At 40.5% G+C, this 24,565-nt stretch carries 24 protein-coding genes; 11 read left to right on the top strand and 13 right to left on the bottom strand.

Going from position 1 to position 24,565, the window contains the following annotated elements:
• The first annotated feature begins 67 nt into the window (after positions 1-67).
• Complete coding sequence (malQ, locus tag SOI83_RS02720) at positions 68-1,624, top strand: 4-alpha-glucanotransferase (RefSeq protein WP_320677601.1); 1,557 nt, start codon at positions 68-70, stop codon at positions 1,622-1,624.
• On the opposite strand, the gene SOI83_RS02715 is transcribed toward malQ, so the two are convergent.
• The 4 genes from SOI83_RS02715 to SOI83_RS02700 form a co-directional block, all read right to left on the bottom strand.
• Entirely contained in the window at positions 1,546-2,463 is a 918-nt protein-coding gene (locus tag SOI83_RS02715; RefSeq protein WP_320677086.1) for a helix-turn-helix domain-containing protein, read from the bottom strand. The two genes, malQ and SOI83_RS02715, sit on opposite strands and share 79 nt — an antisense overlap.
• Positions 2,464-2,467: 4 nt before the next feature.
• The gene (locus SOI83_RS02710; protein WP_320677085.1) at positions 2,468-3,205 is read right to left on the bottom strand and encodes a pseudouridine synthase; all 738 of its coding nucleotides are present in this window, start codon (positions 3,203-3,205) and stop codon (positions 2,468-2,470) included.
• A 123-nt stretch (positions 3,206-3,328) separates the two neighbouring features.
• Positions 3,329-3,778: a hypothetical protein gene (locus tag SOI83_RS02705; protein WP_320677084.1), complete on the bottom strand. Its 450-nt coding sequence runs from the start codon at positions 3,776-3,778 to the stop codon at positions 3,329-3,331.
• A 62-nt stretch (positions 3,779-3,840) separates the two neighbouring features.
• Positions 3,841-5,487: an AarF/ABC1/UbiB kinase family protein gene (locus tag SOI83_RS02700; protein WP_320677083.1), complete on the bottom strand. Its 1,647-nt coding sequence runs from the start codon at positions 5,485-5,487 to the stop codon at positions 3,841-3,843.
• A 95-nt stretch (positions 5,488-5,582) separates the two neighbouring features.
• Between SOI83_RS02700 and SOI83_RS02695 the strand changes: the two genes are divergently transcribed.
• Entirely contained in the window at positions 5,583-6,983 is a 1,401-nt protein-coding gene (locus tag SOI83_RS02695) for a lysine decarboxylase (protein ID WP_320677082.1), read from the top strand.
• 105 nt (positions 6,984-7,088) lie between these two features.
• Positions 7,089-7,979, top strand: a complete 891-nt coding sequence (locus SOI83_RS02690; RefSeq protein WP_320677600.1) for a phosphatidate cytidylyltransferase — start codon at positions 7,089-7,091, stop codon at positions 7,977-7,979.
• A gap of 2 nt (positions 7,980-7,981) precedes the next feature.
• On the opposite strand, the gene SOI83_RS02685 is transcribed toward SOI83_RS02690, so the two are convergent.
• From SOI83_RS02685 to SOI83_RS02665, 5 genes are all read right to left on the bottom strand, one after another.
• Positions 7,982-8,623, bottom strand: a complete 642-nt coding sequence (locus SOI83_RS02685) for an LmeA family phospholipid-binding protein (RefSeq protein ID WP_320677081.1) — start codon at positions 8,621-8,623, stop codon at positions 7,982-7,984.
• Positions 8,623-9,591, bottom strand: coding sequence for an alpha/beta hydrolase (locus tag SOI83_RS02680; protein ID WP_320677080.1), 969 nt, complete (start codon positions 9,589-9,591; stop codon positions 8,623-8,625). The genes SOI83_RS02685 and SOI83_RS02680 overlap by 1 nt, the downstream gene beginning before the upstream one ends.
• Positions 9,592-9,595: 4 nt before the next feature.
• Complete coding sequence (locus tag SOI83_RS02675; protein ID WP_320677079.1) at positions 9,596-10,723, bottom strand: iron-containing alcohol dehydrogenase family protein; 1,128 nt, start codon at positions 10,721-10,723, stop codon at positions 9,596-9,598.
• Between the two features lie 32 nt (positions 10,724-10,755).
• Positions 10,756-13,332, bottom strand: coding sequence for an ATP-dependent Clp protease ATP-binding subunit (locus SOI83_RS02670; RefSeq protein ID WP_320677078.1), 2,577 nt, complete (start codon positions 13,330-13,332; stop codon positions 10,756-10,758).
• A 183-nt stretch (positions 13,333-13,515) separates the two neighbouring features.
• Positions 13,516-14,004: a GNAT family N-acetyltransferase gene (locus tag SOI83_RS02665; protein WP_320677077.1), complete on the bottom strand. Its 489-nt coding sequence runs from the start codon at positions 14,002-14,004 to the stop codon at positions 13,516-13,518.
• A gap of 62 nt (positions 14,005-14,066) precedes the next feature.
• On the opposite strand from SOI83_RS02665, the gene lysA reads away from it, so the two are divergent.
• Genes lysA through SOI83_RS02635 form a run of 6 tightly spaced genes read left to right on the top strand, consistent with a single transcriptional unit; the run spans position 14,067 to position 19,610 of the window.
• Positions 14,067-15,428 (top strand): diaminopimelate decarboxylase, encoded by a 1,362-nt coding sequence (lysA, locus tag SOI83_RS02660; protein ID WP_320677075.1) that lies wholly within the window; start codon positions 14,067-14,069, stop codon positions 15,426-15,428.
• Positions 15,429-15,447: 19 nt separating this feature from the next.
• Positions 15,448-16,341, top strand: coding sequence for a diadenylate cyclase CdaA (cdaA, locus tag SOI83_RS02655; RefSeq protein ID WP_320677599.1), 894 nt, complete (start codon positions 15,448-15,450; stop codon positions 16,339-16,341).
• The gene (locus SOI83_RS02650) at positions 16,338-17,135 is read left to right on the top strand and encodes an isoprenyl transferase (protein ID WP_320677073.1); all 798 of its coding nucleotides are present in this window, start codon (positions 16,338-16,340) and stop codon (positions 17,133-17,135) included. Before cdaA ends, SOI83_RS02650 begins: the two co-directional genes overlap by 4 nt.
• A 19-nt stretch (positions 17,136-17,154) precedes the next feature.
• Positions 17,155-18,150, top strand: a complete 996-nt coding sequence (gene bioB, locus SOI83_RS02645) for a biotin synthase BioB (RefSeq protein ID WP_320677072.1) — start codon at positions 17,155-17,157, stop codon at positions 18,148-18,150.
• A 2-nt stretch (positions 18,151-18,152) separates the two neighbouring features.
• Positions 18,153-19,073 carry a rhodanese-related sulfurtransferase gene (locus SOI83_RS02640; protein ID WP_320677598.1) on the top strand — a complete coding sequence of 307 codons (921 nt, stop codon included), beginning with the start codon at positions 18,153-18,155 and terminating at the stop codon, positions 19,071-19,073.
• A 3-nt stretch (positions 19,074-19,076) separates the two neighbouring features.
• Positions 19,077-19,610: a hypothetical protein gene (locus SOI83_RS02635; RefSeq protein ID WP_320677071.1), complete on the top strand. Its 534-nt coding sequence runs from the start codon at positions 19,077-19,079 to the stop codon at positions 19,608-19,610.
• 3 nt (positions 19,611-19,613) lie between these two features.
• Here SOI83_RS02635 and lipA read toward each other — a convergent pair whose 3' ends face one another.
• Together lipA and recR are read right to left on the bottom strand one after the other, a co-directional pair.
• The gene (lipA, locus tag SOI83_RS02630; protein ID WP_320677070.1) at positions 19,614-20,534 is read right to left on the bottom strand and encodes a lipoyl synthase; all 921 of its coding nucleotides are present in this window, start codon (positions 20,532-20,534) and stop codon (positions 19,614-19,616) included.
• A gap of 11 nt (positions 20,535-20,545) precedes the next feature.
• Entirely contained in the window at positions 20,546-21,145 is a 600-nt protein-coding gene (recR, locus tag SOI83_RS02625) for a recombination mediator RecR (protein ID WP_320677597.1), read from the bottom strand.
• 100 nt (positions 21,146-21,245) lie between these two features.
• On the opposite strand from recR, the gene psbP reads away from it, so the two are divergent.
• Positions 21,246-21,800 carry a photosystem II reaction center PsbP gene (psbP, locus tag SOI83_RS02620; protein ID WP_320677069.1) on the top strand — a complete coding sequence of 185 codons (555 nt, stop codon included), beginning with the start codon at positions 21,246-21,248 and terminating at the stop codon, positions 21,798-21,800.
• 9 nt (positions 21,801-21,809) lie between these two features.
• On the opposite strand, the gene SOI83_RS02615 is transcribed toward psbP, so the two are convergent.
• Entirely contained in the window at positions 21,810-23,621 is a 1,812-nt protein-coding gene (locus SOI83_RS02615; RefSeq protein ID WP_320677068.1) for an ABC transporter ATP-binding protein, read from the bottom strand.
• Between the two features lie 124 nt (positions 23,622-23,745).
• Here SOI83_RS02615 and SOI83_RS02610 point away from each other — a divergent pair, with 124 nt between their 5' ends.
• Complete coding sequence (locus SOI83_RS02610; RefSeq protein ID WP_320677066.1) at positions 23,746-23,946, top strand: hypothetical protein; 201 nt, start codon at positions 23,746-23,748, stop codon at positions 23,944-23,946.
• 59 nt (positions 23,947-24,005) lie between these two features.
• On the opposite strand, the gene SOI83_RS02605 is transcribed toward SOI83_RS02610, so the two are convergent.
• Positions 24,006-24,314, bottom strand: coding sequence for an RNA-binding protein (locus tag SOI83_RS02605; RefSeq protein ID WP_320677065.1), 309 nt, complete (start codon positions 24,312-24,314; stop codon positions 24,006-24,008).
• Positions 24,315-24,565: the final 251 nt, after the last annotated feature.

The following is a 24,565-nucleotide window of genomic DNA, read 5'->3' as shown; positions in this document are numbered from 1 at the left end:
ACTTGTCCAAATGTTTCTGTAAACCCCATATGAACGAGTGGGATTTGTCTTTTTATTATTTGTCTTGATGTCTACATTGGATCAAAAACCTGTTCGTACTTTAGGCGTTTTGCTTCATCCCACAGCATTGCCTTCTAGTCCAGGTTGCGGAAGTTTGGGCAGCCCTTCAAGGGAATGGTTGAAGCTACTTGCAAACAACCAGATTGGAGTTTGGCAGGTTTTGCCTTTATCTCCCCCAGATAAAACTGGCTCTCCATATAGCTCTCCATCAAGTTTTGCTCTAAATCCTATGTTGTTGGATGCTCGCGATTTGGTTGATCAAGGCTTCCTCCCAGAAAACGCGTTAGATGATTTTTTTGTTGGATCAGTAGAAAGTAGCTCTGTTGATTTCCGATATGCAGAATCCCGAGCAGAGAAATTGGGACATTTATTGAGGAGATTTTGGCCAGATCAGAGTAAGGAAAGACATCTAGAATTTAATGATTGGAGTCGAGATCAATTCTGGCTAGAGGACCATAGTTGTTTTATGGAACTCCGTCGTCAATATGACGGACTTCCTTGGTGGGAATGGCCAGTTCAGTTCGCGCAACGTCATAGGAAATACTTAACCCGATGGAGAATGCAAAATGAGCATAATTTATTGGAACATTCTCTTTTGCAATGGCATCTTGACCGTCAACTGATATCAATTAAAAAGCTCGCTCGGGAATTGGGAGTGGTTTTGTTTGGTGACTTACCTTTTTATGTTGCAAGAGATAGTGCGGACGTTTGGAGTAACCGTGGTCTATTTTCGATACTTAAAGATGGGGAACTAAAGGTTCAGAGTGGTGTGCCGCCTGATTATTTTTCAAGTACGGGTCAATTGTGGGGTACACCTATTTACAGGTGGCACATTCACCATCTAAATCGTTTTCGATGGTGGAGACGTCGATTTGCTCGACAATTAAAACAAGTAGATTTATTGCGCATAGATCATTTTAGAGCCCTTGTTGAGTATTGGGAAGTATCTGGATCAAGTCTTACAGCAGAAAATGGATCATGGAAGAAATCACCAGGCAAGTCTCTACTTGAATTATTACAAAAAGATTGTATGGGCCCACTACCTCTGGTGGCAGAAGATCTAGGAGTTATCACTCCCGAGGTTGAGGCCTTAAGGGATAAATTTCAATTGCCTGGAATGAAAATCCTTCAATTTGCATTTAATGGTGATTTGGAGAATCCCTATTTACCTGAAAATATTAAAGGTAATCGCTGGGTAATTTATACAGGAACACATGATAATCAAACAACAATATCTTGGTGGAATGAATCAGATGAACAAACCAAAGATAGAGTTCGCTCAAGATTTGGAGGCTCTGTCGATGCCCCAGGCTGGCAATTGCTTGAACTTGCATTATCTAGTGAGGCCTGTTTAACAGTTGCGCCTTTGCAGGATTTGCTTCATTTAGACGATGATTCTCGTTTTAACACTCCAGGAACAGTCGGTAATAATTGGAAATGGAGGTTAAGGTCTTTTGATTCAGAAATCTGTGGAGCTCTTAAAGGTTATGGAGAAAGAGGTGTTTTTTGGAAAAGGTCTTTTGAATCTTCCTTTGGTTTAGTTAGGCCCTCAGAAAACCTATAAAGGCCTGGAGTACCTGGTTCGTGAAGATAGTTTTCTCCTTCCCAAATAATACTGTCGCTTTTACCAGGAGGCGGTTCAATTAGGAGCATTATCGGTGGTCTTAACTCCAACCTTATTTCACCTTTCAGTTTTTCTAGCTTGGCTTGATCTCCTCCAGCACTTAGAAGCCTTATATTGGCTTTCTGATTGAGTTTAATTTCTAACCAACCTTTTTTTCTTTGTATTCTAAGTTGGTCAAGTGCTACTTCAAACCAATCATCTGGTTTTCTTGCCTTGCTTCCCTCTATTGGCCTATACCCATCTAAATTATCAATTAGCCTACTAGAGGCGTCAAAATTAAGTTTAACCTTTATTGGTTCTAGAGTTTTGCTATTAAGTGATGAAAGAAGTCTTTGTTGATGGTTGATCGCAAATAAACTTGATAACATTATGAATATGTAGACTATACTGCCTTGCCATGTTGTTAGGACTTCTATATTCTCCAGTGAGAATTTATTTATATTTTTAGCATTATTATTTGATTGTTTTTTAACTCCTCCCTTTAGAGCACCTCTTAATTCTCCACGGGCAAGCCCGAGCTCATTTTCAAGTAAATAAAGCATTGAAGAAAGATAAGCTGGCTCTGGAAGTTTTCTTTGCCAACCCATTTCAATTGCTTCCAACACAGCTGTAGTAATTCGAGTTCGTTTAGCTAGGCCTGAAAGACTTATGCCCAGTTCTTCTCTACGAGTACGCAACTTTTTACCAGCTTCTAATAACTTACTATCGGACTTGCTCCCATTATTTGACTCTTGATAGCTTGAAAAGCTTGATTTTAACCAACTTAAGTTTAGTTTCATGGATTTATTCCGCCTTAGTACTTTTATTATTCTGAATCAACTTGGACCATTCTTTCTTCTTTAATTCTCTCCAGTCGCCTTCCGAAATATCTTCTATTGAAATATTCGAAATAGCTATTCGCTGAAGATCTACCACTGGGTGATGCAATAGTTCTGCTATTCTGCGAATTTGCCTGTTTCTTCCTTCTTTCATGATAACTTTTAAAAGGCTTTGATTTCTGTAGGTCTTAAGTAGAATTACTTTTGCCTTTAAAGTCTTTTTGCCATCTAGGTCTATCCCTTCTCGCCACCTTTTTAAGGAATCTTCAGAAGGTAGTCCTTGAACCCAGACCATATATGTTTTTGGGTGTGAATAACTTGGATGAGTAAGTTGTAATGTTAAATCACCTATATTTGTAAGTAATAAAGCTCCCCGACTATTGAAATCAAGTCTCCCCACTGGATGTAAACCTTGCGAAACTTTTTTTGGTAATAGGTTTAAGACAGTTCTTCTACCTTGTGGGTCGTGACAGGAGGTAATTATTCCCGATGGTTTGTTTAATAGAACAACTCTTGGTTTCATGTTAATAGTTACTCGTACACCATCCATTGTTATCTCATCAATATCTGGATCTGCTTTGTCGCCTATCTGGGCAATCTGACCATTTACTTTGATTCTAGACTCTAGTATAAAAATCTCCGCACTTCGCCTTGAGCAAAGCCTTGATGCTGATATTAACTTCTGCAGCCTTTGCTCTCCCATGGTCCTAGTGAACTTTACTTATCATCTCCTTAGATCTAAAGCAGAATCCAAAGAGCAGAATTTAAAGATGATTGAATTAGATTATGACTCCTGTCAATGGATTGGAAGCCATCGATTGAATCCCTAGAGATATTTATCAATTTCCCTTATGGTTCCTGATTGGACTTGTTTCATTAGATCTGTTATTAACGCCCACATTATAATACCGCTTGAAAAGCTTATCAGGAATGAGGAGATAAGTGATTTTTCAGGAGAAAAGTTTAGAATTTCTAAAATTCCTCCAAAAAAGAATGTGATACCAATAAATGCACCTGTCCAGCTTATGTTCGTTGATAATGAGCTTAATGGTAATGGAGGAGTGCCATCGTTTTCCCAAGCAATTAATCTTGATTGCATATTCCTTGCAAAAAATATGCCGCATATGATAGTGAGTATGGCACCTAGGCCTATCATCAGCCATGGATAGTTGCTTGGACTAGCCATGTAGTTAAGCTCTATAGCTTTGTCACTTTGAATCTGGTCGAGAGGATATTCTCCTATATCTCTAAGACTAGCAATAAATAATTTGATCATGGATTGGTTCTCTTGATTGTGAGGGAGCTGAGCATTGCCATTCCTAAGGTTATTGTTTAGGGCTAAGCAGCGAGTGGATTAAAACGTTGTGCTAATCCTCCTGCTATATTTCTTGCATTGAATGTTCTGCCAAGAAGTTTAACAAGAGACTTTAAATCTGAAGTGTTTAGTCTTTCGTCTTTTATTAATGTCATAAGAAGTTTTTTCCTCAATTCATCCCCTTGGTCGCTTAGTAAAAGCTTTGTTCCAGCTTTTACGATAGGAATAAGGCTAGACACTGTAGAAGTTTCAGTATCTGATAGAACTCTTATTAGGCTTTCTAGTCTTTCTATTTGTAAATTACTGTCTTTATCAAATATTACCTCCAGTAGAACCCCAATCATTTCTTTTGTCTCTCCAGTTAGTAGCCTTTTTGCAACATATGGATATGCAACTCTTATTATTTTGAACTTTGGGTCGAGTCTTAAAGCCAAGCCTTCTTGGCTAACAACTGCTCTAATGATTAAGGCAAATCTGGCAGGAACTCTAAATGGGTAATCAAACATTAATTCAGAAAACTTGTCAGTAATTGACTTAAAGTTGAATGATTCTACAGATTCGCCTAATGATCCTCCTAAGACCTCTTCGAGGACGGGGGCAATTGGTTCAAGTTCTTGTTCTGGAGTTAGGAATCCCAAGCTTTGAAAGTCTTTTGCAAGTGAATAGAAGTCTTTATTTATCAAATGAACTACGGCACTTGTGAGAGTAATTCTATCTTTATTGCTTATCGAATCCATCATTCCAAAATCAACATATGCTAAATGTCCTAGCTCACCAGTGGTGCCATTTAACGCAAACATATTGCCCGGATGAGGATCAGCATGGAAATAGCCAAATTCAAGTAGTTGTTGTATGCCACTTGTAACCCCAGTTCGAATGATTTTGCTTGGGTTTAATCCTTTATCTAATAGTTCGTCTCTTTCCTGGAGTTTGGTCCCATTTATCCAGCTTGTAGTAATAACTTTTTTAGAGGAGAGTAGGCGTTCGACTTTTGGAACAATTACAGCAGGATTGGTAGCAAATAAGTCTGCAAATCTTTCTGCATTATCTGCTTCCTTTCTATAATCAATTTCCTCAAATAGACTTCGACCAAATTCATCGATTATCTCGCCTAGGCCAACTCCAAGGTTTAGCGGAAGTACTGGACTTACCATAATGCAAAGTGCCTTGATGATTACTAGGTCCCTTTGCAATATCCATTCAAGTCCTGGACGTTGTACTTTTACGGCAACCCAATATTCTCCATGTAATTTGGCCTTATAGACTTGCCCTAAACTTGCTGCAGCAATTGGTTCCTCGGGAAAAGATTCAAATAAAATATTGGGATTCGATCCTAGCTCTGTTTCAATCGTGTCAATAGCAATTGAATGGCTAAATGGTGGAAGGCTGTCTTGAAGTTTAGTTAATTCATCTAACCAAGCTCTTTTAACTAGGTCAGGGCGTGTAGAAAGTGCTTGCCCTATTTTTATAAAGCATGGACCCAGATCTGTAAGTGTTTTAAGTATCTTTGTTCCAATGAACTTTTGTACAGACTCTTCTTCCCTGGATCCTTGAAAGATAATTAAAATTATTAAAGAAGCGAATGAAGTTATGACCTTTATTACCCGCGGAATCAAGACCCATGGTTTAAGTAGTAGTAACAGCAGGCTTTGATTTGGTTGGTAGTTCATTAGAACGGTTGTGTTTTTTTTTACAGATTTGACCCGAGATGGTTCCCACATCAAACTTCTTGTTGGCCAGACTCTAGAAACCCCATTGCAATTTCATGGGCATTATCTCGAATTTGATCGACAACAATAGAGGCAGGATGCTTTGTCTTCCTGCCCACGGACATGGAGTTGCTATCCCTAATTCGTTTAAAAGGCTTTTGCGTCTAAAGGCAGGGATCTGGGATGTCCCGGAATTACCTGGCTTTGGGGGACCTCTTATCGCTGAAGGTGTCGTCCAGCAGAGTCAAAGCTTTGCCGCCGATGCTATGGGGGCTAAACGTTGTTGGTATGGGGTTAATGGTGCTACCGGGCTTTTGCAATCTGCACTTTTAGGAGTCGCTCGACCTGGAGAAGCTGTATTAATTCCTCGCAATGCTCATAAGAGCCTAATTCAGGCATGCGTTATTGGTGGTTTGACTCCTGTTATCTATGAGGTCCCTTTTCTCGTAGATCGGGGGCACAATGCTCCTCCTGATGAGATGTGGTTACAGGAAGTAATTGATTCATTGCCAATGGAAGGTTTAGCAATTGCTGCAGCAGTTTTGCTACACCCTACCTATCACGGTTATGCGTTGGATATAAAACCATTAGTTGATCAACTACATGAGGTTGGATTGCCGGTATTGGTTGATGAAGCACATGGGACTCATTTGGCGGCTGAAGTTGGAGAGGGATTGCCTCCCTCTGCTTTGAAGTCCGGAGCAGACCTTATCGTTAATTCCTTGCATAAATCTGGGCTAGGTCTTTCTCAAACAGCAGTTCTATGGTTAAAGGGAGACCTTGTTGATGTAACTCGTTTGGAACAAAGTATTGAATTATTTCAAACAAGTAGTCCAAGCTCTTTGCTACTTGCATCTTGTGAAAGTGCTTTAGATGAATGGAACACCCCAAACGGTTTAGAAAGACTTAAAAGTGCTGTTCAACAAGCCCGTGAAATATCTAGGAAACTTTTGAATCATGGATTGCCACTGCTTGAAACACAAGACCCTTTACGATTAATACTTCATACAGCATCTGTTGGCATTAATGGTTTTGAAGCTGATAAATGGTTTTTAGATAGAGGCCTTATTGCTGAACTTCCGGAACCTGGATGTATTACTTTTTGTCTTGGATTCTCCCCTCAAAAAGGTGTTTCTGACCTTATAAATAAACATTGGCAGGATTTACTAGCCTTTAAAAAAGATACAACACCTTTTCATGATTTTGTGCCTCCACCTTCCAAAAGAGTTGTTGTTCCAGCAGTAAAGCCGTTAAGAGCTTTTAAAGGGCCTACTCGAATCGTTGCGTTATCTGAGGCTGTCGGTGAGGTGGTTGCAGAGTTGATCTGTCCTTATCCACCAGGTATACCTTTGGTGATTCCTGGTGAGAAAATTGACCAGGCTATGGGGGATTGGTTGGTTAAACAAAAAAAAATGTGGGTAGGTAACGTCCCAGATCAACTGGCAGTTCTTATATAGGTGGACTAAAACAAATGTAACCTTTGTTTTGAATAGTCGTATTGTGCTCAGACAAAGCACTAATCCTGTATACCCACTTCTTAGTGGGACTTGGTTTTAGTCTCGATGGCTTTTGGATTACCTCCCAAACGATTTAGTAGCGGCATTGCCGCAGGTGCATTTGGTTTGTTGTTTGTTTCCCTTGGAGGCTGGTGGTTTGCTATTGCAGTTGGGGTGATAGTTCACCTTGCTCTTTTGGAATTCTTCAGAATGGCCCAATACACAGGTATTAGGCCCGCTACAAAAACTACACTTGTCGCTTGTCAGTTTCTTCTTTTAAGTACTCAGTTGGGATTTGACGGGGGGCTTGCTGCAGATTTGTCTGCGGCTGTATTGCCATTATCAGGGGCGGCTATTTGTTGCTGGTTATTGCTGCAACCTGTCACTGGTTCAATAGCAGATATAGCTGCTTCAATTTTTGGTTTATTTTACTTGGGCTTTCTTCCAAGTCATTGGTTAAGGCTACGAAACTTGAATAATGAGTTAAATTTAGTACCTAATTTAGATTCATTCTCAAGTTCTTTGCATGGAACATTAACCACAGGCATGGTAATAACCTTTGCAGCATGCTTGATGATAATAGCTAGTGATATTGGTTCTTATAGTTTAGGTAGAAGTTTTGGACGTAAACCTTTGTCTCCAATATCGCCTCGCAAAACAGTAGAGGGTGCAATAGGTGGTCTTTTTTGTGCAATGGCTGTAGGTGCACTTTTTGGAGAAATCTTTGGGTGGGAATTTGGGCTTCTTATGGGCGGTCTTTTAGGTGCATTGGTAGCCCTTTTTGCTTTGGTGGGAGATTTAACAGAGTCCATGATGAAAAGGAATGCGGGCTTAAAAGACTCAGGAGATGCTTTGCCTGGTCATGGAGGTGTACTTGATAGGATTGACAGTTATTTGTTTACACCCGCAGTCGTTTTTTATGTCGTAACTCTTATAATACCTCTCGTAAATAAATGAAATTAGATGCTAACAATAGCTTGACCCTTTATAAGGAGCATTTCATTGTCTAGTCGCGCACTTTGAATCATTATATTCGGATCCATTGGTATCTTAAATTCAATACTTGGGGAATCCTTACTTGTTATGAGAATAGTTCCTTCGCTTGCTTCAAGTGTAAAGCTTTTGGCTGATAAATTACCTATTTGAGGATCATAGGCGTTTAGGATTAAGTTTTGGTTGTCAATTTCTAGTCCCTTCAAAATTACATTCCCTAAAAGCCTTTGTGCCAGATCCTTAGATAGTGATTCCCAGTTCTTAGATAAAAGTATTTTGTTGATGTCTGCTACGGAGAATGATACTTCTAAACTGATTTTTGGAATTCTGTTTAACAAAAATACCTTACTTTCCCTAAGCTTCTTTGTTTTTATACTTATATCTTTCGCTTCTATTGCTACCTTATGCATGGGAATATTCTTAAAGCTTAATTTTGTAGAAAGCAATTTAACCTTAGGAAGATTTCCTTGAAGCAATTTAATCAAAGAGCCATATAAAGTTATATCTATACTTTCAACACTATCGCATTGGGCTTTCAGCCATAACTTCAAGCTTTCAGAGATAATCTTTAAGAATGGTCCCTGGCTTTCGGATAATTCCTTTGGCATTAATAATGATTGGGATCATTTAACCAACGGTCAGCTACAATATTTGGCTGATCTAAGTGAGGTAAATGACCACAGTCGTTTACCTCTTCTACACAATTGCCTAGTAATTGAAATACTTCTTTCTTTTGTTGTTGTGTAAGAATCCGATCATTTGCTCCCCAAATAATCTTAATAGGTTGTTTGGGGATTGGTTCACCTAAGTTGGCTAACCCTCCACTTCTTGCAAATTCTGCAAGTGACTCTGCCCAATTAGGGACGCTTAGATGTAATGAAGCAATTTGTTCTTCTTGCTTTCCAACACTTCGATTTGGATCTGCAAATGCTTGCCTGCACAATCTTTTTCGTACACAAGGTTGTCCTAGAAACCAGACACCTATTTTATTTAGGGGTTGTGGAATAGGCTTAGGGCTGCCTGTTAATCCTGCGGGTGACAAAAGCATTAGACGATTTATCCTTTCTGGAAAACGTCTCGCCACTTCCATTGCCAAGGCTCCACCCATGGAGGCACCTATTACCCCCACAGTGGAATCGGATGGTATTTGAGAAAGGATCTTGCCAATATGAATGACCAAGGACTCGGTTTCATATTTTGCTTTTATTGGTCTAGGACAGAACCCAAATCCAAATAAGTCTGGAATTATTAATTGATAGTATTTCTTTAGCAATGGTGCTAAACGACGAAACTCTAGAAAGCTGCTATCAAATCCATGTAATAGGAGTAATGGTTGCCCTTCCCCTGATACTGTTACTGGGAAGGTAAGTGACTGAGAGCTTGTAGGGGTATTGTTGTGACAATCTTCTTGAACATAACTTAGAAGTTCTTCAAGGCCGTTTAATTCCCACCACTGCATATCTTTGGCTAAATTGCGTGCTAAAGGATCTAAAAGTTTAGGGATTAGTTGATTGAAAAGTTCAATTGGTGCTAAAGCCTCTGGATTATCATTTTGGTTTTCACTAGCTGCTTTCATTATTTTATCTTTGTAGGGAATCAATCTTTTTAGGTGAAATTTCTTTTTCCGCTTTAATTATTTCTTCCAGTAGTAATTCTGGTGTAATTTTAAAAGGCAGGTTGTGAATATCAGATCCATCTTTGCAGGCAAAATTACACAGCTCCTTAAGTCCTTTTAGACTATTATTCTTTAGTCCTAGATCTTTAAGAGAGATTGGCAGGTTGAGTTCCTCAAGAAATCTATATAGTTGTTTTCTGGCTTGACCTGCAAGCTTGTTTCCAGTAATTTTTTCTTCTAGACGTAATTGAATAAGGATTCCATAGCCCACTTTTTCCCCATGAAGAGAAATGTGTTCACTTTGAAGTTGTGTCAAACCATTATGGATTGCATGAGCAGCTGCAGTTCTACATCTAGGCCCTCCTATTCCGCCTATTAGCCCTGCAGTGAGAGCACATCCTTCAGCGACTATGACCCATTCATTACTATTTGGATTGTCTAGTGCTGTCTTCCCATTTAAGAACAATTGATCTCTTAATACCCTTGCCATTTGTACGGCTTGTTGGACAAGCCCATTATCACTTTCTCCGACGCTGAGAGATGCTTCATACCATTTTGCAAGAGCGTCGGCAATTCCACTGGCAAGTGTTTTTTTCGGAGCTTGTCGTACAAGCTGATGGTCAAAAATAATCAACTCAGGACATCTTTTTAGTGATTCATCTCTAATAAAAGCCCCAGTGGGAGAATAAATATTTGCTAATGCAGTCCACCCTGCACAAGTGGATGCACTAAGTGGAACTGTCACCGAAGGGATATCCATTCTGTTTGCTAAAAGTTTGCCTGCGTCAAGAACTTTTCCACCTCCGGCAGCGATAATGCCATCACAATGATTTTTCTCTGCAACATTTCTGATATAAGTTAAATCTTCCTCGCAACAGTCATATTTTAGATTTTCACAGATTGGCTCTACACCTATCTCAACAAGGCCGTTGAATAAGGTTGATCTAGTACTCATTGTTTGATTTCCTCTTCCTAATAACAATGGTCTTTTAGATATGCCAGGAATTAATAAACGAGCTGAGGTCCACACGTGACTTCCATTGACTAGATTGGTTGGGGATATAGTTCTATTAATCACAAGATAATTGCTCATTTTAATTGAGTTTTATTTATTGCAGTTGACGTTTAGACTCCTGCACTCGCAAGTTCGGGAGTATTTGTGCTTGTAGAAAGATGCTTTACGACGACCTTCTTTTCATCATCTATATCAACAATTGCATTGTCACCATCTTTTATTCGCCCTGATAATACTTCTTCTGCAAGGCTGTCTTCCAGTAAACGCATAACAGCCCTCCTCAGGGGTCTTGCTCCATAGGCAGGGTTGTAGCCTTCCTCTACTAGTCGTTCCTTGAACTTATCAGATACTTGAAGGTTGATACCTTTTTCTTTTATCCGAGAGAAAACCTCTTCCAACATGATTTCAGCTATTGATTTGACTTCTTCTCTAGTTAGTTGTCGGAAAACAATAATCTCGTCTAATCTGTTTAGGAATTCTGGCCTGAAATATTGCTTTAATTCTTCATTTACAAGAGACCTGATTCGATTGTATTGGCTATCTTCAGCATTCTCTCCAGAAAATTCAAAGCCAAGTCCTCCACCTCCTTTTTCTATTACTTTTGATCCAATATTTGATGTCATTATTATGAGTGTATTTTTAAAATCAACTGTTCTTCCTTTTGAGTCAGTTAATCTTCCATCTTCAAGTAATTGTAGAAGTAGGTTGAAAACATCTGGATGTGCCTTTTCAATTTCATCAAAAAGCACAACAGTATAAGGCCTTCTTCTCACAGCCTCCGTAAGTTGACCTCCTTCATTGAAACCTACATACCCTGGAGGAGACCCTATTAACTTGCTAACTGTGTGCCTTTCCATAAACTCAGACATATCTAGTCTAATCATTGCTTCCTCACTACCAAAGAAATAAGTCGCAAGTGCTTTGGTTAGCTCTGTTTTGCCCACTCCTGTTGGACCAGAAAATATGAAGCTAGCAATCGGTCTGTTTGGATTTTTGAGTCCAACTCTGGCTCTTCTGATTGCTTTTGAAACGGCTTTAACTGCTTCATCTTGACCAATAAGTCTCTGGTGAAGAGTGTCCTCCATATTGAGTAATTTGATCGATTCGCTTTCAGTTAGTTTTTGGACTGGTACACCTGTCCAAGATGCGACAATATGCGCTATATCTTCTTCATCAACTACTGGTGATGAGTTTGTTCCAGTGATAACTGATTTTGCTTGTTCTTTAATAGCTTCAGAGTTTGAATTGTTTTCTTTTTCAGCTTTTTCTTCCTTTTCCAAATTCTTATTTTCTTCTGGACGACTTGTTTGAAGAACAGTTCTTATTTTTTCCCTAAGTTCAACTTCCTTCTCTCGTAATTCCCCTGCTTTTGTAAAGTCTTGATTACGTACAGCTTCTTCTTTCTCTTTTTGCACTTTGCGTAACTCTTTGTCTACCTCTTTGGCCGCAGGAGGTAACTTTGAATTCAGAAGACGAACCCTACTTCCCGCTTCATCTATTAAATCTATTGCTTTATCTGGTAAGAATCTATCTGAAATATATCGGTCCCCAAGGTTTGCAGCAGCTTCTAGTGCTTCATCGGTAATCCTTAGTCTGTGATGCTGTTCATATCTTTCTCTCAATCCCCTAAGTATTTCAATGGTATCTGCGATTGATGGTTCTCCTACCATTACAGGTTGGAATCTTCTTTCAAGCGCAGCATCCCTCTCTATATGTTTTCTATATTCATCAAGTGTTGTGGCACCTATGCACTGAAGCTCCCCTCTGGCAAGAGCAGGTTTGAGAATATTTGCAGCATCTATTGCTCCTTCTGCAGCACCTGCACCTATAAGAGTATGCACTTCATCTATTACTAGAATTACATTACCGGCTGTTTTTATCTCTTCCATTATTTTTTTTAAGCGCTCTTCAAACTCACCTCTATATTTTGTACCTGCAACCAGAAGCCCAATATCTAAAGTAAGCACTCGTTTCTCTTCAAGAATATCGGGAATATCTCCTTGATGGATCCTTTGAGCTAGTCCTTCGGCGATAGCTGTCTTGCCTACACCAGGCTCTCCTATGAGTACAGGGTTGTTTTTTGTACGTCTTCCGAGAATCTGAATTACTCGATCAATTTCATTTTGCCTTCCAACAACAGGATCTAATTTCGACTCGCTAGCCAAAAGTGTGAGGTTTGTGCCGAATTCATCAAGGGTGGCAGTTTTCATAGACCCTTTTCCACCGCCGCCGCCGCCTGCAGCTACTTCAGCAGTTTCACCAAGCATTCGTATGACTTGAGTTCTTACTTTGGCAAGGTCAACACCAAGATTTTCTAGAACTCTTGCTGCTACTCCTTCACCTTCTCGTATAAGGCCTAATAACAGATGCTCGGTACCGATGTAGTTGTGGCCTAGCTGACGAGCTTCTTCTAATGAAAGTTCTAATACTCTTTTTGCACGTGGTGTAAATGGGATTTCAACTGCTACGAAGCCAGATCCACGTCCAATGATCTTCTCGACTTCAACCCGAGCATCCTTGAGGTTGACACCCATCGACTTGAGAACTTTTGCGGCAACCCCAGTCCCCTCACCTATAAGCCCAAGGAGAATTTGCTCGGTGCCTACAAAATTATGCCCTAGGCGACGAGCCTCCTCTTGGGCAAGCATGATCACCTTGATTGCCTTTTCTGTAAACCGCTCGAACATGGTCTATGCCACGTGCACCTCTACTAACCTATCAGGATTAGTAGGCGAATGTGGAGTCTTTCATCTTTCCACCTGATCCCTTTATTGTCAGGAACTAAGGGCCTTCCTAATTAACAATAAATTCCTTTATTTCAGCAAACTGTTTCTTCTCTGAGGACGGTAATCCGAACCACTACAAAGTTCCTAAGGACTATTTGGCTCTGTGGGCATTTTTTTTGTTTGCATGAGGGCATCTTTTCCATTTTTGTAGAAACCCCGGCGGAGACCAACTATTTCAAAGCCACACTTTCGGTAGAGAGCTTTTGCAGATTCGTTATCTATAGCTACCTCTAATGTCGCCGAACGAATTCCCAATTCATAGGCTCTGCAAAGGAGTTCTGAGAGCACTAATTGACCAAAGCCCTTCCTTCGATATTTGGGATGCACTTCAATCAATGTTAGTTGAACTTCGTTTAGCACAAGCCAACCAGATGCAATAGCAATCAGTTTGGAGTATTGAATAATCCCAATGCAAAGACGTTGAGGATCGATAAGCTCCTTTTCCCAATGACTTTTACTCCAAAAGCCTTGCAAGACGAGCTTGTCAAGAGCTATGCACGAATCTAAGTGGGAGATATTGAGTTCGATAACGTGATGTAAGTCACTGTCGGGTGGGAAAATAGTTTGATTCATTACAGTAGCCTTCTAAGAAGGTTTGCTGATCCTCAAAGTTTTCCACCTAATCTTTTATTTTCATGAAAAGCAAAACCCCTTATGAGTCTAATTCTGATCATTTGAGTCCTAATCGTAATATTGCACCTATTACAACAGAGATTAATGATGAGGGTGCCTTAGTTATAGGAGGTTGTGATCTGCCTACCCTTGCCTCTCGTTACGGCACTCCTCTTTATATACTCGACGAATTAACTCTTAGAGCAACTTGTAGAGGTTATATAAAGGCATTGAAGAACCACTATAAAGGGAGTTCTTTACCTTTATACGCGTCTAAGGCTAATAGCTCATTGGTTCTTTCAAAACTTGTTTCTTCAGAGGGATTTGGTTTAGATGTAGTCTCTGAAGGGGAATTAATTACAGCTTTAGAAAGTGGAGTGAAAGGCGAAGATATTTTTTTACATGGAAATAATAAGTCTATCGAAGAGCTCTCGCTTGCATACGATAATGATGTAACTGTTGTCGTGGACAATAATCATGATCTTGATTGCTTAGAGGAAATAGTTTCGTCTAAGCCTGCGAGATTGATGTTGAGACTTACACCTGGTATTGAATGTCATACTCATGAATATATAAAGACTGGTCATCTGGATAGTAAGTTTGGATTTGACCCTGATCAATTTGAAGAGGTTCTTCTAAGACTTAAGAATGCTCCATGGGCTCGTCTAACAGGGCTTCATGCTCATATTGGCTCTCAGATTTTCGAACTTCAGCCTCATAGAGACTTGGCTGTAGTTTTAGCTGATGCATTAAAGCTTGCCAGAGACTTTGGGCACCCTGTAGATGACCTTAATGTTGGAGGTGGCCTTGGTATTAGATATATAAAGGAAGATGATCCACCTTCAATTGATGAATGGGTTGCTGTTATCTCTCGATCACTTGAGGAAGCATGTATGGAGAGAAAACTTGAATTGCCCCGTCTAATTTGTGAGCCAGGAAGATCTCTTGTAGCAACTGCAGGCGTAACACTGTATAGGTTGGGATCTCGAAAAGTTATTCCTGGTATTCGTACTTACCTTTCTGTTGACGGTGGGATGAGTGATAACCCCAGACCGATTACTTATCAATCTCTTTATACCGCTTGCTTAGCAGAAGCACCATTAGCTTCTGGAGTTGAAACGGTTACGATTGCTGGGAAGCATTGTGAGTCTGGAGATGTTGTGATCAAGAGACTTGAGTTGCCTCCTTCTAAAAGTGGAGATGTTTTGGTGGTTTTTTCAACGGGTGCATATAACTCTTCAATGAGTTCTAATTACAACAGGATTCCTCGGCCAGCAACTGTCATGGTTCAAAATGGACAATCGGATTTAGTCCAACGCAGAGAGGTTCCAGAGGACTTAATTAGGCTTGATGTTTTACCTTCGCGCTTCGGAGCTGTAAAGTAAGTCAGGCCGGGGCTTGCGAGTGAATTTGAGGGAGCTCTTAGATCCTCGCCTTTTAATTGACGTTTTACTGGCATCGGGCCTTGGTGTTCTTCTTTTTTCAAGGGTCAAGGAACAACGAACACTTTGGCTTCTAAGGGGATATTTATTTCTTGTTTCACTTGCTTGGTTTGTTCAGAAATCTCAAAGCCTGCCTCTGACCTCAAAGCTCATAGATGCTCTTGTTCTTGCCTGTTCATTGTCTTTGGCAATTCTATGGCAGGGGGAGTTAAGACGACTGATGGAATTGTTAGGTACTGGTCGCTTAGCTGTTCTTTTTGGTAAGCCTCAAAATGAATTTATTGCCTCGGAAAGCACTGTTTCTCAGTTGACTGAGGCCGCAGGACGCCTTTCTCAAAGTCGAAGAGGAGCATTGGTAGTTGTTGATATGGGTAGTGATTTGCGTCCTGAGGACTTTCTTTATCCGGGTGTTGATATTGATGCTCAGTTAAGCAGTGAGTTGTTGCTCAATCTTTTTGCATCAGATACACCACTTCATGATGGAGCAGTTCTGGTCAAAGGTAATCGCATTATTTCAGCAGGAGTGATTTTGCCTTTGTCTAGGCAAGGCATCAGTCGATATGGCACTAGGCATTTGGCAGCTCTAGGAATAACCGAAAGGTTTGATAGGTGTATTTGTGTTGTTGTTTCTGAGGAGACGGGGACCTTGTCTTTAGCCAATCAGGGAAAACTTGAACGGCCTATTACTAGTAGTAGGTTGTTGGATCTTTTGAAAGAGTTGATTGAGACCACATCAGGATCTTCGTCTAACAAGAATTCTCCAAATCTCCAGCTAAATTCAACTAGTTCTCTAGAGTCTGCTACACCTCCTCCTAAAGGTGGTATCAGTAGTACAAACCAAGAATCATTTAAGTGACCAGCCGTTTGGCCAGTAGTGCAGAGCATTCATCAGTCTGTGCGTCCATTAATGGATTGGATCCTAAAAGGATGCCTGAGCATATTGCTGTCATCATGGATGGTAATGGTCGGTGGGCCAAGGCACGTGGCTTGCCAAGAATGATGGGACATCGTGCAGGTGTTGAAGCTCTAAAAAATACTTTGAGACTTTGCAGTGATTTGCGAATAGGAGCATTAACTGCATATGCCTTTTCTACTGAAAATTGGTCAAGACCAATTGATGAAGTTAATTTCCTAATGACTCTCTTTCAAAGTGTCTTACAAAAGGAATTGGAGTCTCTTGAGAGAGAGCAAGTAAAAATTAAATTTCTAGGAGATTTAGATGCACTCCCAACTAGTTTGCAAGATTTAATTGCCGAGGCAGAGCAACGAACGGTTTTAAACGGTGGAATACATTTCAATGTCTGCACGAACTATGGAGGAAGACGGGAGTTGGTTTTGGCTGCTCAAAGACTTGCTGAACTATCTGCTAAAGGGATTCTTGATCCGTCCCATATTGATGAGGGGTCCTTTGCCGCTGAATTATTAACAGCTGGTGAAGCTGATCCTGATTTACTTATTCGGACTAGTGGTGAACGTCGTATTAGTAACTTTTTGCTTTGGCAATTAGCTTATGCCGAGATTTATGTAACTGATGTTTTATGGCCGGACTTTGATGCGGAGGCTTTAAAAATAGCCTTAGTTGATTTCCAGTCACGTTGCCGTCGTTTCGGTGGTTTGACTCCTATTTCGGCTGATCAGCTGATGCCTTGAATAGAGACTTTTGGATTTTATGAATTTGCTCGATCTCAAGCCTAAAGACCATCAAGTACTTCTTCGTCACGATTGGACAAAGGAGGAGATTCAATGCCTTTTGGAAAAACCTTTGGTTGACTTGCTATGGGAGGCACAACTAGTTCATCGGAATGCGAACCCGGGCTATAAGGTTCAGCTTGCTTCTCTTTTGAGCGTTAAGACAGGGGGGTGTGAAGAGGATTGTGCATATTGTCCTCAGTCGATTTACAACAGCAGTGACGTAACGGGTCAACCAGAACTTGATGTTGAGTCTGTCTTAGAAAGAGCTAAAGCTGCCAAGGCTGCCGGCGCTGATCGATTTTGTATGGGATGGGCTTGGAGAGAAATTCGTGATGGAGCTCCTTTTCAAGCAATGCTGGAGATGGTTAGAGGTGTTCGAGATATTGGTTTAGAGGCTTGTGTAACTGCTGGAATGCTGACTGATACTCAAGCATCTTTGCTTGCAGAGGCAGGGTTAACCTCTTATAACCACAACCTTGACACAAGTCCTGAGCATTATGGGGAGATCATTTCTACAAGGACTTATGAGGAAAGATTGGAAACACTGAATCGAGTTCGATTGGCTGGAATCAGCCTTTGTTGTGGGGGAATAATAGGTATGGGCGAATCTCTTGGAGATCGAGCCTCCTTATTAAAGGTTTTGGCCAATTTGGACCCTCACCCTGAGAGTGTTCCAATTAATTCATTGGTAGCTGTAGAAGGTACTCCTTTGGAGGGACAAAGATCAGTGGACCCATTGGAGATGGTTCGTATGGTTGCAACTGCCAGAATTCTTATGCCAAAGAGTCGTGTGAGATTAAGTGCTGGAAGAGAACAGCTTGGAAGAGAAGCTCAAATTTTATGTCTTCAGGCAGGTGCTGATTCAATTTTTTATGGAGACACTTTATTGACTACAAGCAACCCTGATGTTCAAGCTGATCGAGAACTCTTAGCCCAAGCTGGTGTTCAGGCAAATTGGGAGATGTTGGAATAATGATGGAATTAGGTGAGGGTTTTTCTTCGCAGGATAAATATAAAATTGCAGCTTTCTATTGCTTTATTCCTTTTACAGAGGAACTGATTTTATCTTTGATTGATGATTTAAGATCTGTTGCTGATGATTATAATCTCAAGGGCACCGTCCTTATTGCCTTTGAAGGCTTTAATGGAACTATCTGTGGGTCTAATGATGGCGTCTCTGCATTTCTTGGCATTCTCAATACTCTTCTTTCTGCAGACTCATTAGAAGTAAAGATTAGTTGGTCTAATAAACAAGCTTTTCGTCGTTTTAGGCTTCGGCGAAAAGCTGAAATAGTAACAATGGGAGTTAAGGAAGTTAACCCTCTTAAAACAGTAGGCAAATATGTCAAGCCAAGCGATTGGAATGATTTTGTTGATGATCCAAGTACGATTGTTATAGATACAAGAAACGAATATGAAATTTCTATAGGTAGTTTTGAAGGGGCTATCAATCCTCACACGCAACGATTTAGGGACTTTCCTGCTTGGGCTGATAGCTACCTGGCCCCTTTAATTGAAAAAGTTAAGCCTGCTCGTATTGGAATGTTTTGCACAGGTGGGATTCGATGTGAGAAGGCAACGTCATATCTCAATAGAAAGGGTTTCCAGGATGTTTACCACCTAGAAGGTGGAATACTCCGTTATTTAGAAGAAATCCCGAAACATCAAAGTAGATGGAGTGGTGAGTGTTATGTTTTTGATCAGAGAGTTGCTCTTGACCATTATTTGCGTCAAGGAACCCATAGCCTTTGCCATGCCTGTGGCTTGCCACTTAACCCTGAGGATCTAAAGAAACCTAGTTATGTGCCAGGGGTTCAGTGTTATCAATGTCTTGATAAATTTAGTGATAAAGATAGGATTAGATTTGCAGAAAGACAACGTCAGATGGAGAAATAGATAGTGCCTTTGGAAAAACTTTCAGAGAATGAAATAATAGAATTAAACCAACTTGAGAAATTAGCCTCAGACTCTGGATTCTTATTACGAATAAAAGTTAGAAAGCCTCTTGGAATTTGGGCAGTTAAGGTTGTTATTGCAGAGAAAACTGTTCTTGGTAAAATACAAATATGGGGTGAAATGAAGGCCTGGGCTTACCGTGGATATAATGGCCTTCAGTTAGATACCATGAGGGTTCATCCAGATGCACCATATGGAATAGGAGACTTTATTTGGTGTGCAACTATGGCATGGGCTTTAGAGGAAACTCCATGTAGGAAGGCACGACTACTTGCTATTTGTGACTCGGAAAAGAAACATTATGCTTTGACCAGGTATTTCCGAAGAAGGGGTTTCATTAGCGTGAAGGAAGTGGGAAGTTCTTTATTAGATTTACCTATTAGGATGGTCTGGGGTGGCTCAGGTAACTTAATGGTTGGTAGATGTAGTGAGGTCTTTAATTATAGCTATTTGCGTTTACTTGCTATTCCAAAATAAATCTTAGGTTTCTTCTGCATGGTAACTACTTCTAACCAGTGGACCACTGTTTACTTTCTTAAAGCCTAATTCTTTGGCAGCCTCCCCAAGCTTGTCGAAATCGTCAGGGTGCCAGTAATTAGCGACCGGTATATGTTCTAACGAGGGCCTTAAATATTGTCCAATAGTTATCCTTTGACAATCTACAGATCTTAAGTCTTTAAGCGTTTGAATTATCTCAGTATATGTTTCACCAAGGCCAACCATTAAACCTGATTTTGTAGGTATATTTGGGTCTAGTTCTCTTGCGGCCTTTAGAAGGCTTAGTGAACGTTGGTAAGTAGCGCCTCTTCGAACCTCTCCTTGAAGGCGCTTTACTGTTTCAAGGTTGTGGTTGAAGCATATGGGTTTTTCAGAAAGGACGGCAGACAACCTATCTCTTTGTGCTTGTTTGGCTTCGGTTGGATTTTTAAAACCTCCCCAGAAGTCAGGAGTTAGAACTTCTATCCCTGTTAAGGGATTTAAAGAGCGTATTGCTTTAATGGTATTAATAAATAAGCTGGCTCCATGATCATAAAGATCATCTCTTGCCACTGACGTTATGACAACATAACGAAGTCCTAATTGTGCAATAGCTTCAGCAACCCTTTCTGGTTCATTCGGATTAATTTCTTCTGGGCTTTTGCCTTTATCTACTTGGCAGAAGGCACAGCTTCTAGTGCAAATAGACCCTCCCAACAAGAATGTAGCTGTTCCTGAGGCATAACATTCTCCTCTATTAGGGCATCGACCTTCTTCGCAAATTGTATGCAACTGAGAACTTTTTACTAATTTTTGTACTCTCTCGATTTCCGAAGCTCTGCCTAATTTTGGTTTTATCCATTCTGGTAAATGTTCTTTGGGCAAAACTTTTTTGTAGTGTGTCCGATTAATTTTTGTTGTCATCAGAATTTCTCCTATTTAATTAATTGTCTACCTTCTAGGGCTCTTGATAGCGTTACTTCGTCTGCATATTCAAGCTCGCTACCCATAGGTAGACCATATGCTATGCGAGTTACTTTGGTAAATGGGGTTAACAATCTTCCTAAATAAAGGCTGGTCGTGTCTCCTTCAACACTTGGTGTGAGGGCTAGTATTACTTCTTCAATATGGTCTTGGTGTACACGATTTACTAAGCTGGAAATCTCTAAGCCTTCTGGTCCAACACCATCCATAGGGGAAATTAGCCCACCTAAAACGTGATATTGCCCCTTATATTCTCGTGTGCGCTCAAGAGCTAATAGATCTCTTGAATCAGCAACTGCACAAATAATTTGTTTGTTTCGTGATTCATTTTGGCAGATTTCGCAAAGGCTTTCTGCGCTTAGGTGGAAGCATTTTTGGCATTGACCCACTTGAGTCCTGGCATTTATTAAGGCATCAGCAAACGTTTTTGTTCTTTCTTCAGGCTGTCTGAGAAGGTATAAGGCAAGCCTTTGAGCTGTTCTGGGCCCAATACCAGGGAGTTGTTCAAATTGGTCTATAAGCCTTGAAAGTGGTCTTGTAAAGCCTTTCAGGAGTCCAATGCATCTAATAGGAATCTAAGGAAGTAGACATCAATACGAGACAGTAATTACAAATCTCCTGCAGAATGGAAATAGGTAAATGGCTGATTGCATGATTGGATTTTTTCGGTCCACTCCTCGCTTGCTCTTGGTAGGCGCTCTGGTTCTTCTTTTAACGGCATGTAGCAGTGCAGCTGCAGGTCTGAACTCTTTTCAGAGTCCAGACGGTCGTTATGCATTTTTGTACCCCACTGGTTGGAGCAGAGTCTCAGTTAATGGAGGGCCTCAAGTCGTTTTTCATGACCTGATCAATAGTGATGAAACTTTGAGTTTGGTTGTTTCTAAAGTTGATTCTGATATTGAACTTGAAGGGCTTGGGAGCCCTAGTGATGTGGGAAAAAGGTTGTTAAGCAATGTAGTAGCACCTGATGGCACAGGAAGAACCGTTTCTTTATTAGAGGCTGATGAGCGTGAGACATCAGGGCATACCTTTTATGATCTTGAATATGTAGTTCATCTAGGCGAGAGGGATAGACATGAGCTTGCAACTGTGGTTTTAGATCGTGGCTATTTGTACACCCTTGCAACTAGTACGAATGAATCAAGGTGGCCAAAGGTTAAGGGTCTTTTTAAGAAGGTAATTACCTCTTTTACTTTTCAGATTTAATACAAATATTTAGTCATTAGATTTTTTACTTGCCAATCCGGCTTGGACTCGCCATAGATCAAAATATGCATTCTTTTCTTTTAAGAGTAAATCATGACTACCTTGCTCAAGTAGTTTCCCATTTTCAAGCACTATGATGTGGTCTGCATGTCTAACGGTGCTAAGGCGATGTGCAATTACAATTGTTGTTCTATTAGCGGTTATTTTTGCAATCGAACGTTGAATAGCTGCTTCGGTTTCATTGTCAACCGAAGCAGTTGCTTCATCTAGAATAAGTATTGGAGAGTCTTTTAGAATTGCTCTGGCTAGAGCAATTCTCTGTCTTTGTCCACCAGAGAGACGTTGACCCCTCTCTCCAACTAATGTGTGGTATTTTTTCGGAAGAATGTTTATAAATTCACTGGCCTCTGCGAGCTCAGCAGCTTTTTTGATATCAGTTAATGATGCGTTATTGTTTCCATAGGCAATATTCTCTGCAATAGTGCCATGGAAGAGAAACACTTCTTGACTGACTAAAGCGATTGACCTGCGAAGGTCCGTCAAATTAATTGTATCTATTGGTATTCCATCAACAAGTATCTTGCCTGAACTTATTGGATAGAGTCTTAGTAATAACTTGACTAGTGTGCTTTTCCCACAACCTGTAGAGCCAACTACCCCTAAGGTCTGTCCTTTAGGTATGCAAAGATTAAAGTTTTCAAATAGTATTTCTCTATCGATATATTTAAAGCTAACATTTTGAAATTCGATAGACCCATCTACATTTTCTTGATTTAATCTTCTCTTACCACTATAAATTCTTATTGGCCTGTCTATGAGGCTTAAAACTCTGTTGGCTGAAGCCATAGATCGTTGATATTCGTCAAGAGTGTTTCCTAGTGTTGTCAGAGGCCAAAGTAATCGCTGGGTTATAAACACTAAAAAACTATATGTTCCAATGGCCATTTCTCCTTTCCAGGTTTGCAATCCGCCAATTACTAGAATCGCAAGAAAAGCAAAAAGAATCGCAAAGCGAATGAGCGGTATAAAAGCTGCTGATAACCTTATTGCTTGTTTGTTGCTAGTTTTATAGTCCTCACTTTCTTTGCTTAGGCGTTGTAATTCCCAGGATTCAGTTGTGAAACTCTTAATCGTTAACATCCCGCCAAGGTTATTACTAATCAGTGCAGCAAGATCTCCAGCTTTTTCTCGTACCTCTTTATAGCGAGGAGCAAGTAATTTTTGAAAATTGATTGAACCCCATAGGATTATAGGTATTGGTATAAAAGCAAGAAAAGCAACTTTGGGAGCGAGAGCTGCCATTGCTCCTCCTACTAGAAATACAGTGACAATTAGTTGGAGAATTTGATTCGCGCCATGATCTAGGAACCTTTCGAGCTGGTTTATATCATCATTTAATATTGTTAATAGGCGTCCTGTACTGTCAGATTCGAAAAATTCCATCTCTAGCTTCTGTATATGCTCATAAGCTCTTAAACGAAGATTGTGTTGAGTTGATTGTGCTAAATTACGCCATAAGAGACCATATAAATATTCAAATAATGATTCTGCACTCCATATAAAAAATGATACTAAGGCAAGTAAAGTAAGCTGGGTCGGAACAGTGGAAAAACCTAGTCCAGCCAACCAGGAATTATTTTCTCTTGCTACTACATCTACGGCTAGGCCAATTAAGACTGGAGGTGCCAAGTCGAAGAACTTATTTAGAGTTGAGCAGCTAATCGCTGCAATGATTAATCTTTTTTGAGACTTAAGGCTTCTTATAAGTCTTCTGAGTGAGCTCTGTTTTGCTCCCCTGGGTTTGGGAATTTGATTTGACATACTCTTCAGCTCAGATTTGATTGTTTTATTTAGTGATTTGTTGAAAATCTTGACCTGATTTTGGTTTTCAGTGGTTTGCCTAGACTTCTGTAGGTAGAACGTGACTATCCCTTGAGGAGATTTGATGACACGTTCTAGGGCATTTAATCGCTTTCATAGGTTCACTGCGAAGAGGCGCAGGAAGGCTTTGCGAGCTGCGTTACCTATTCAAGAGACTGAATATGGCAAGGCAGCAAGTTCGATTGATAATAGTGAGAAGCTTCGTCGGCGAGCTTGGGAAAGAGCCCTTGTTTTAGATTTTTCTGAGCCCTTAGAGATAGGGTGAAAAATAAAAAGGCCATCCTTTTAGGGATGGCCTTGGAATAATTAATTCCTGAGGAGATTTCACCATCGACCGCCGCCGCCGCCGCCGCCGCCACCCTGGTATCCCCCACGATTACCACCAGAGCGTTCCCGTGGGGTTGCTTTGTTAACCCTTATCATCCGCCCCATCCATTCAACATCCTGAAGATCATCGATTGCCTTTTGTTCATCAGCCTCATTAGTCATTTCTACAAAGGCAAAACCTCGCTTTCTGCCTGTTTCCCTATCTAGAGGGAGGCTGCATTGTTTGACTTCTCCGTACTGACTGAAGAGATCGAGAAGATCTTCTTGTTCTGCTTGGAAAGACAAGTTTCCTATGTAAATGGTCATTCCTATGGGACTGATGGGATTTGATCAGTGAAGCCTGGGTCCGAAAAGGAAAGTCCTGGATGCTGGAGCTGCAAAGCTGAAGCTTGGGGACCGAGCCGTTTGGGCCGGTTAGCTGAAGCTGATATAACACCAAACTACAGGGTGGGCGGTTGGTGAGTCATGAAAACTTTCAGGAATGAGAGTATTCAAGCTGCTTCAAAGAGACAATTTTAATTAAGCGAAACCTTCCGAACTCTTTGTTGGCAATACTT

This window comes from Prochlorococcus sp. MIT 1300, assembly GCF_034092375.1.
Taxonomy (GTDB): Bacteria; Cyanobacteriota; Cyanobacteriia; order PCC-6307; family Cyanobiaceae; genus MIT-1300.
The sequence above is the reverse complement of the archived record's forward strand: the minus strand, read 5'-3'. Positions and strand labels throughout refer to the sequence as shown.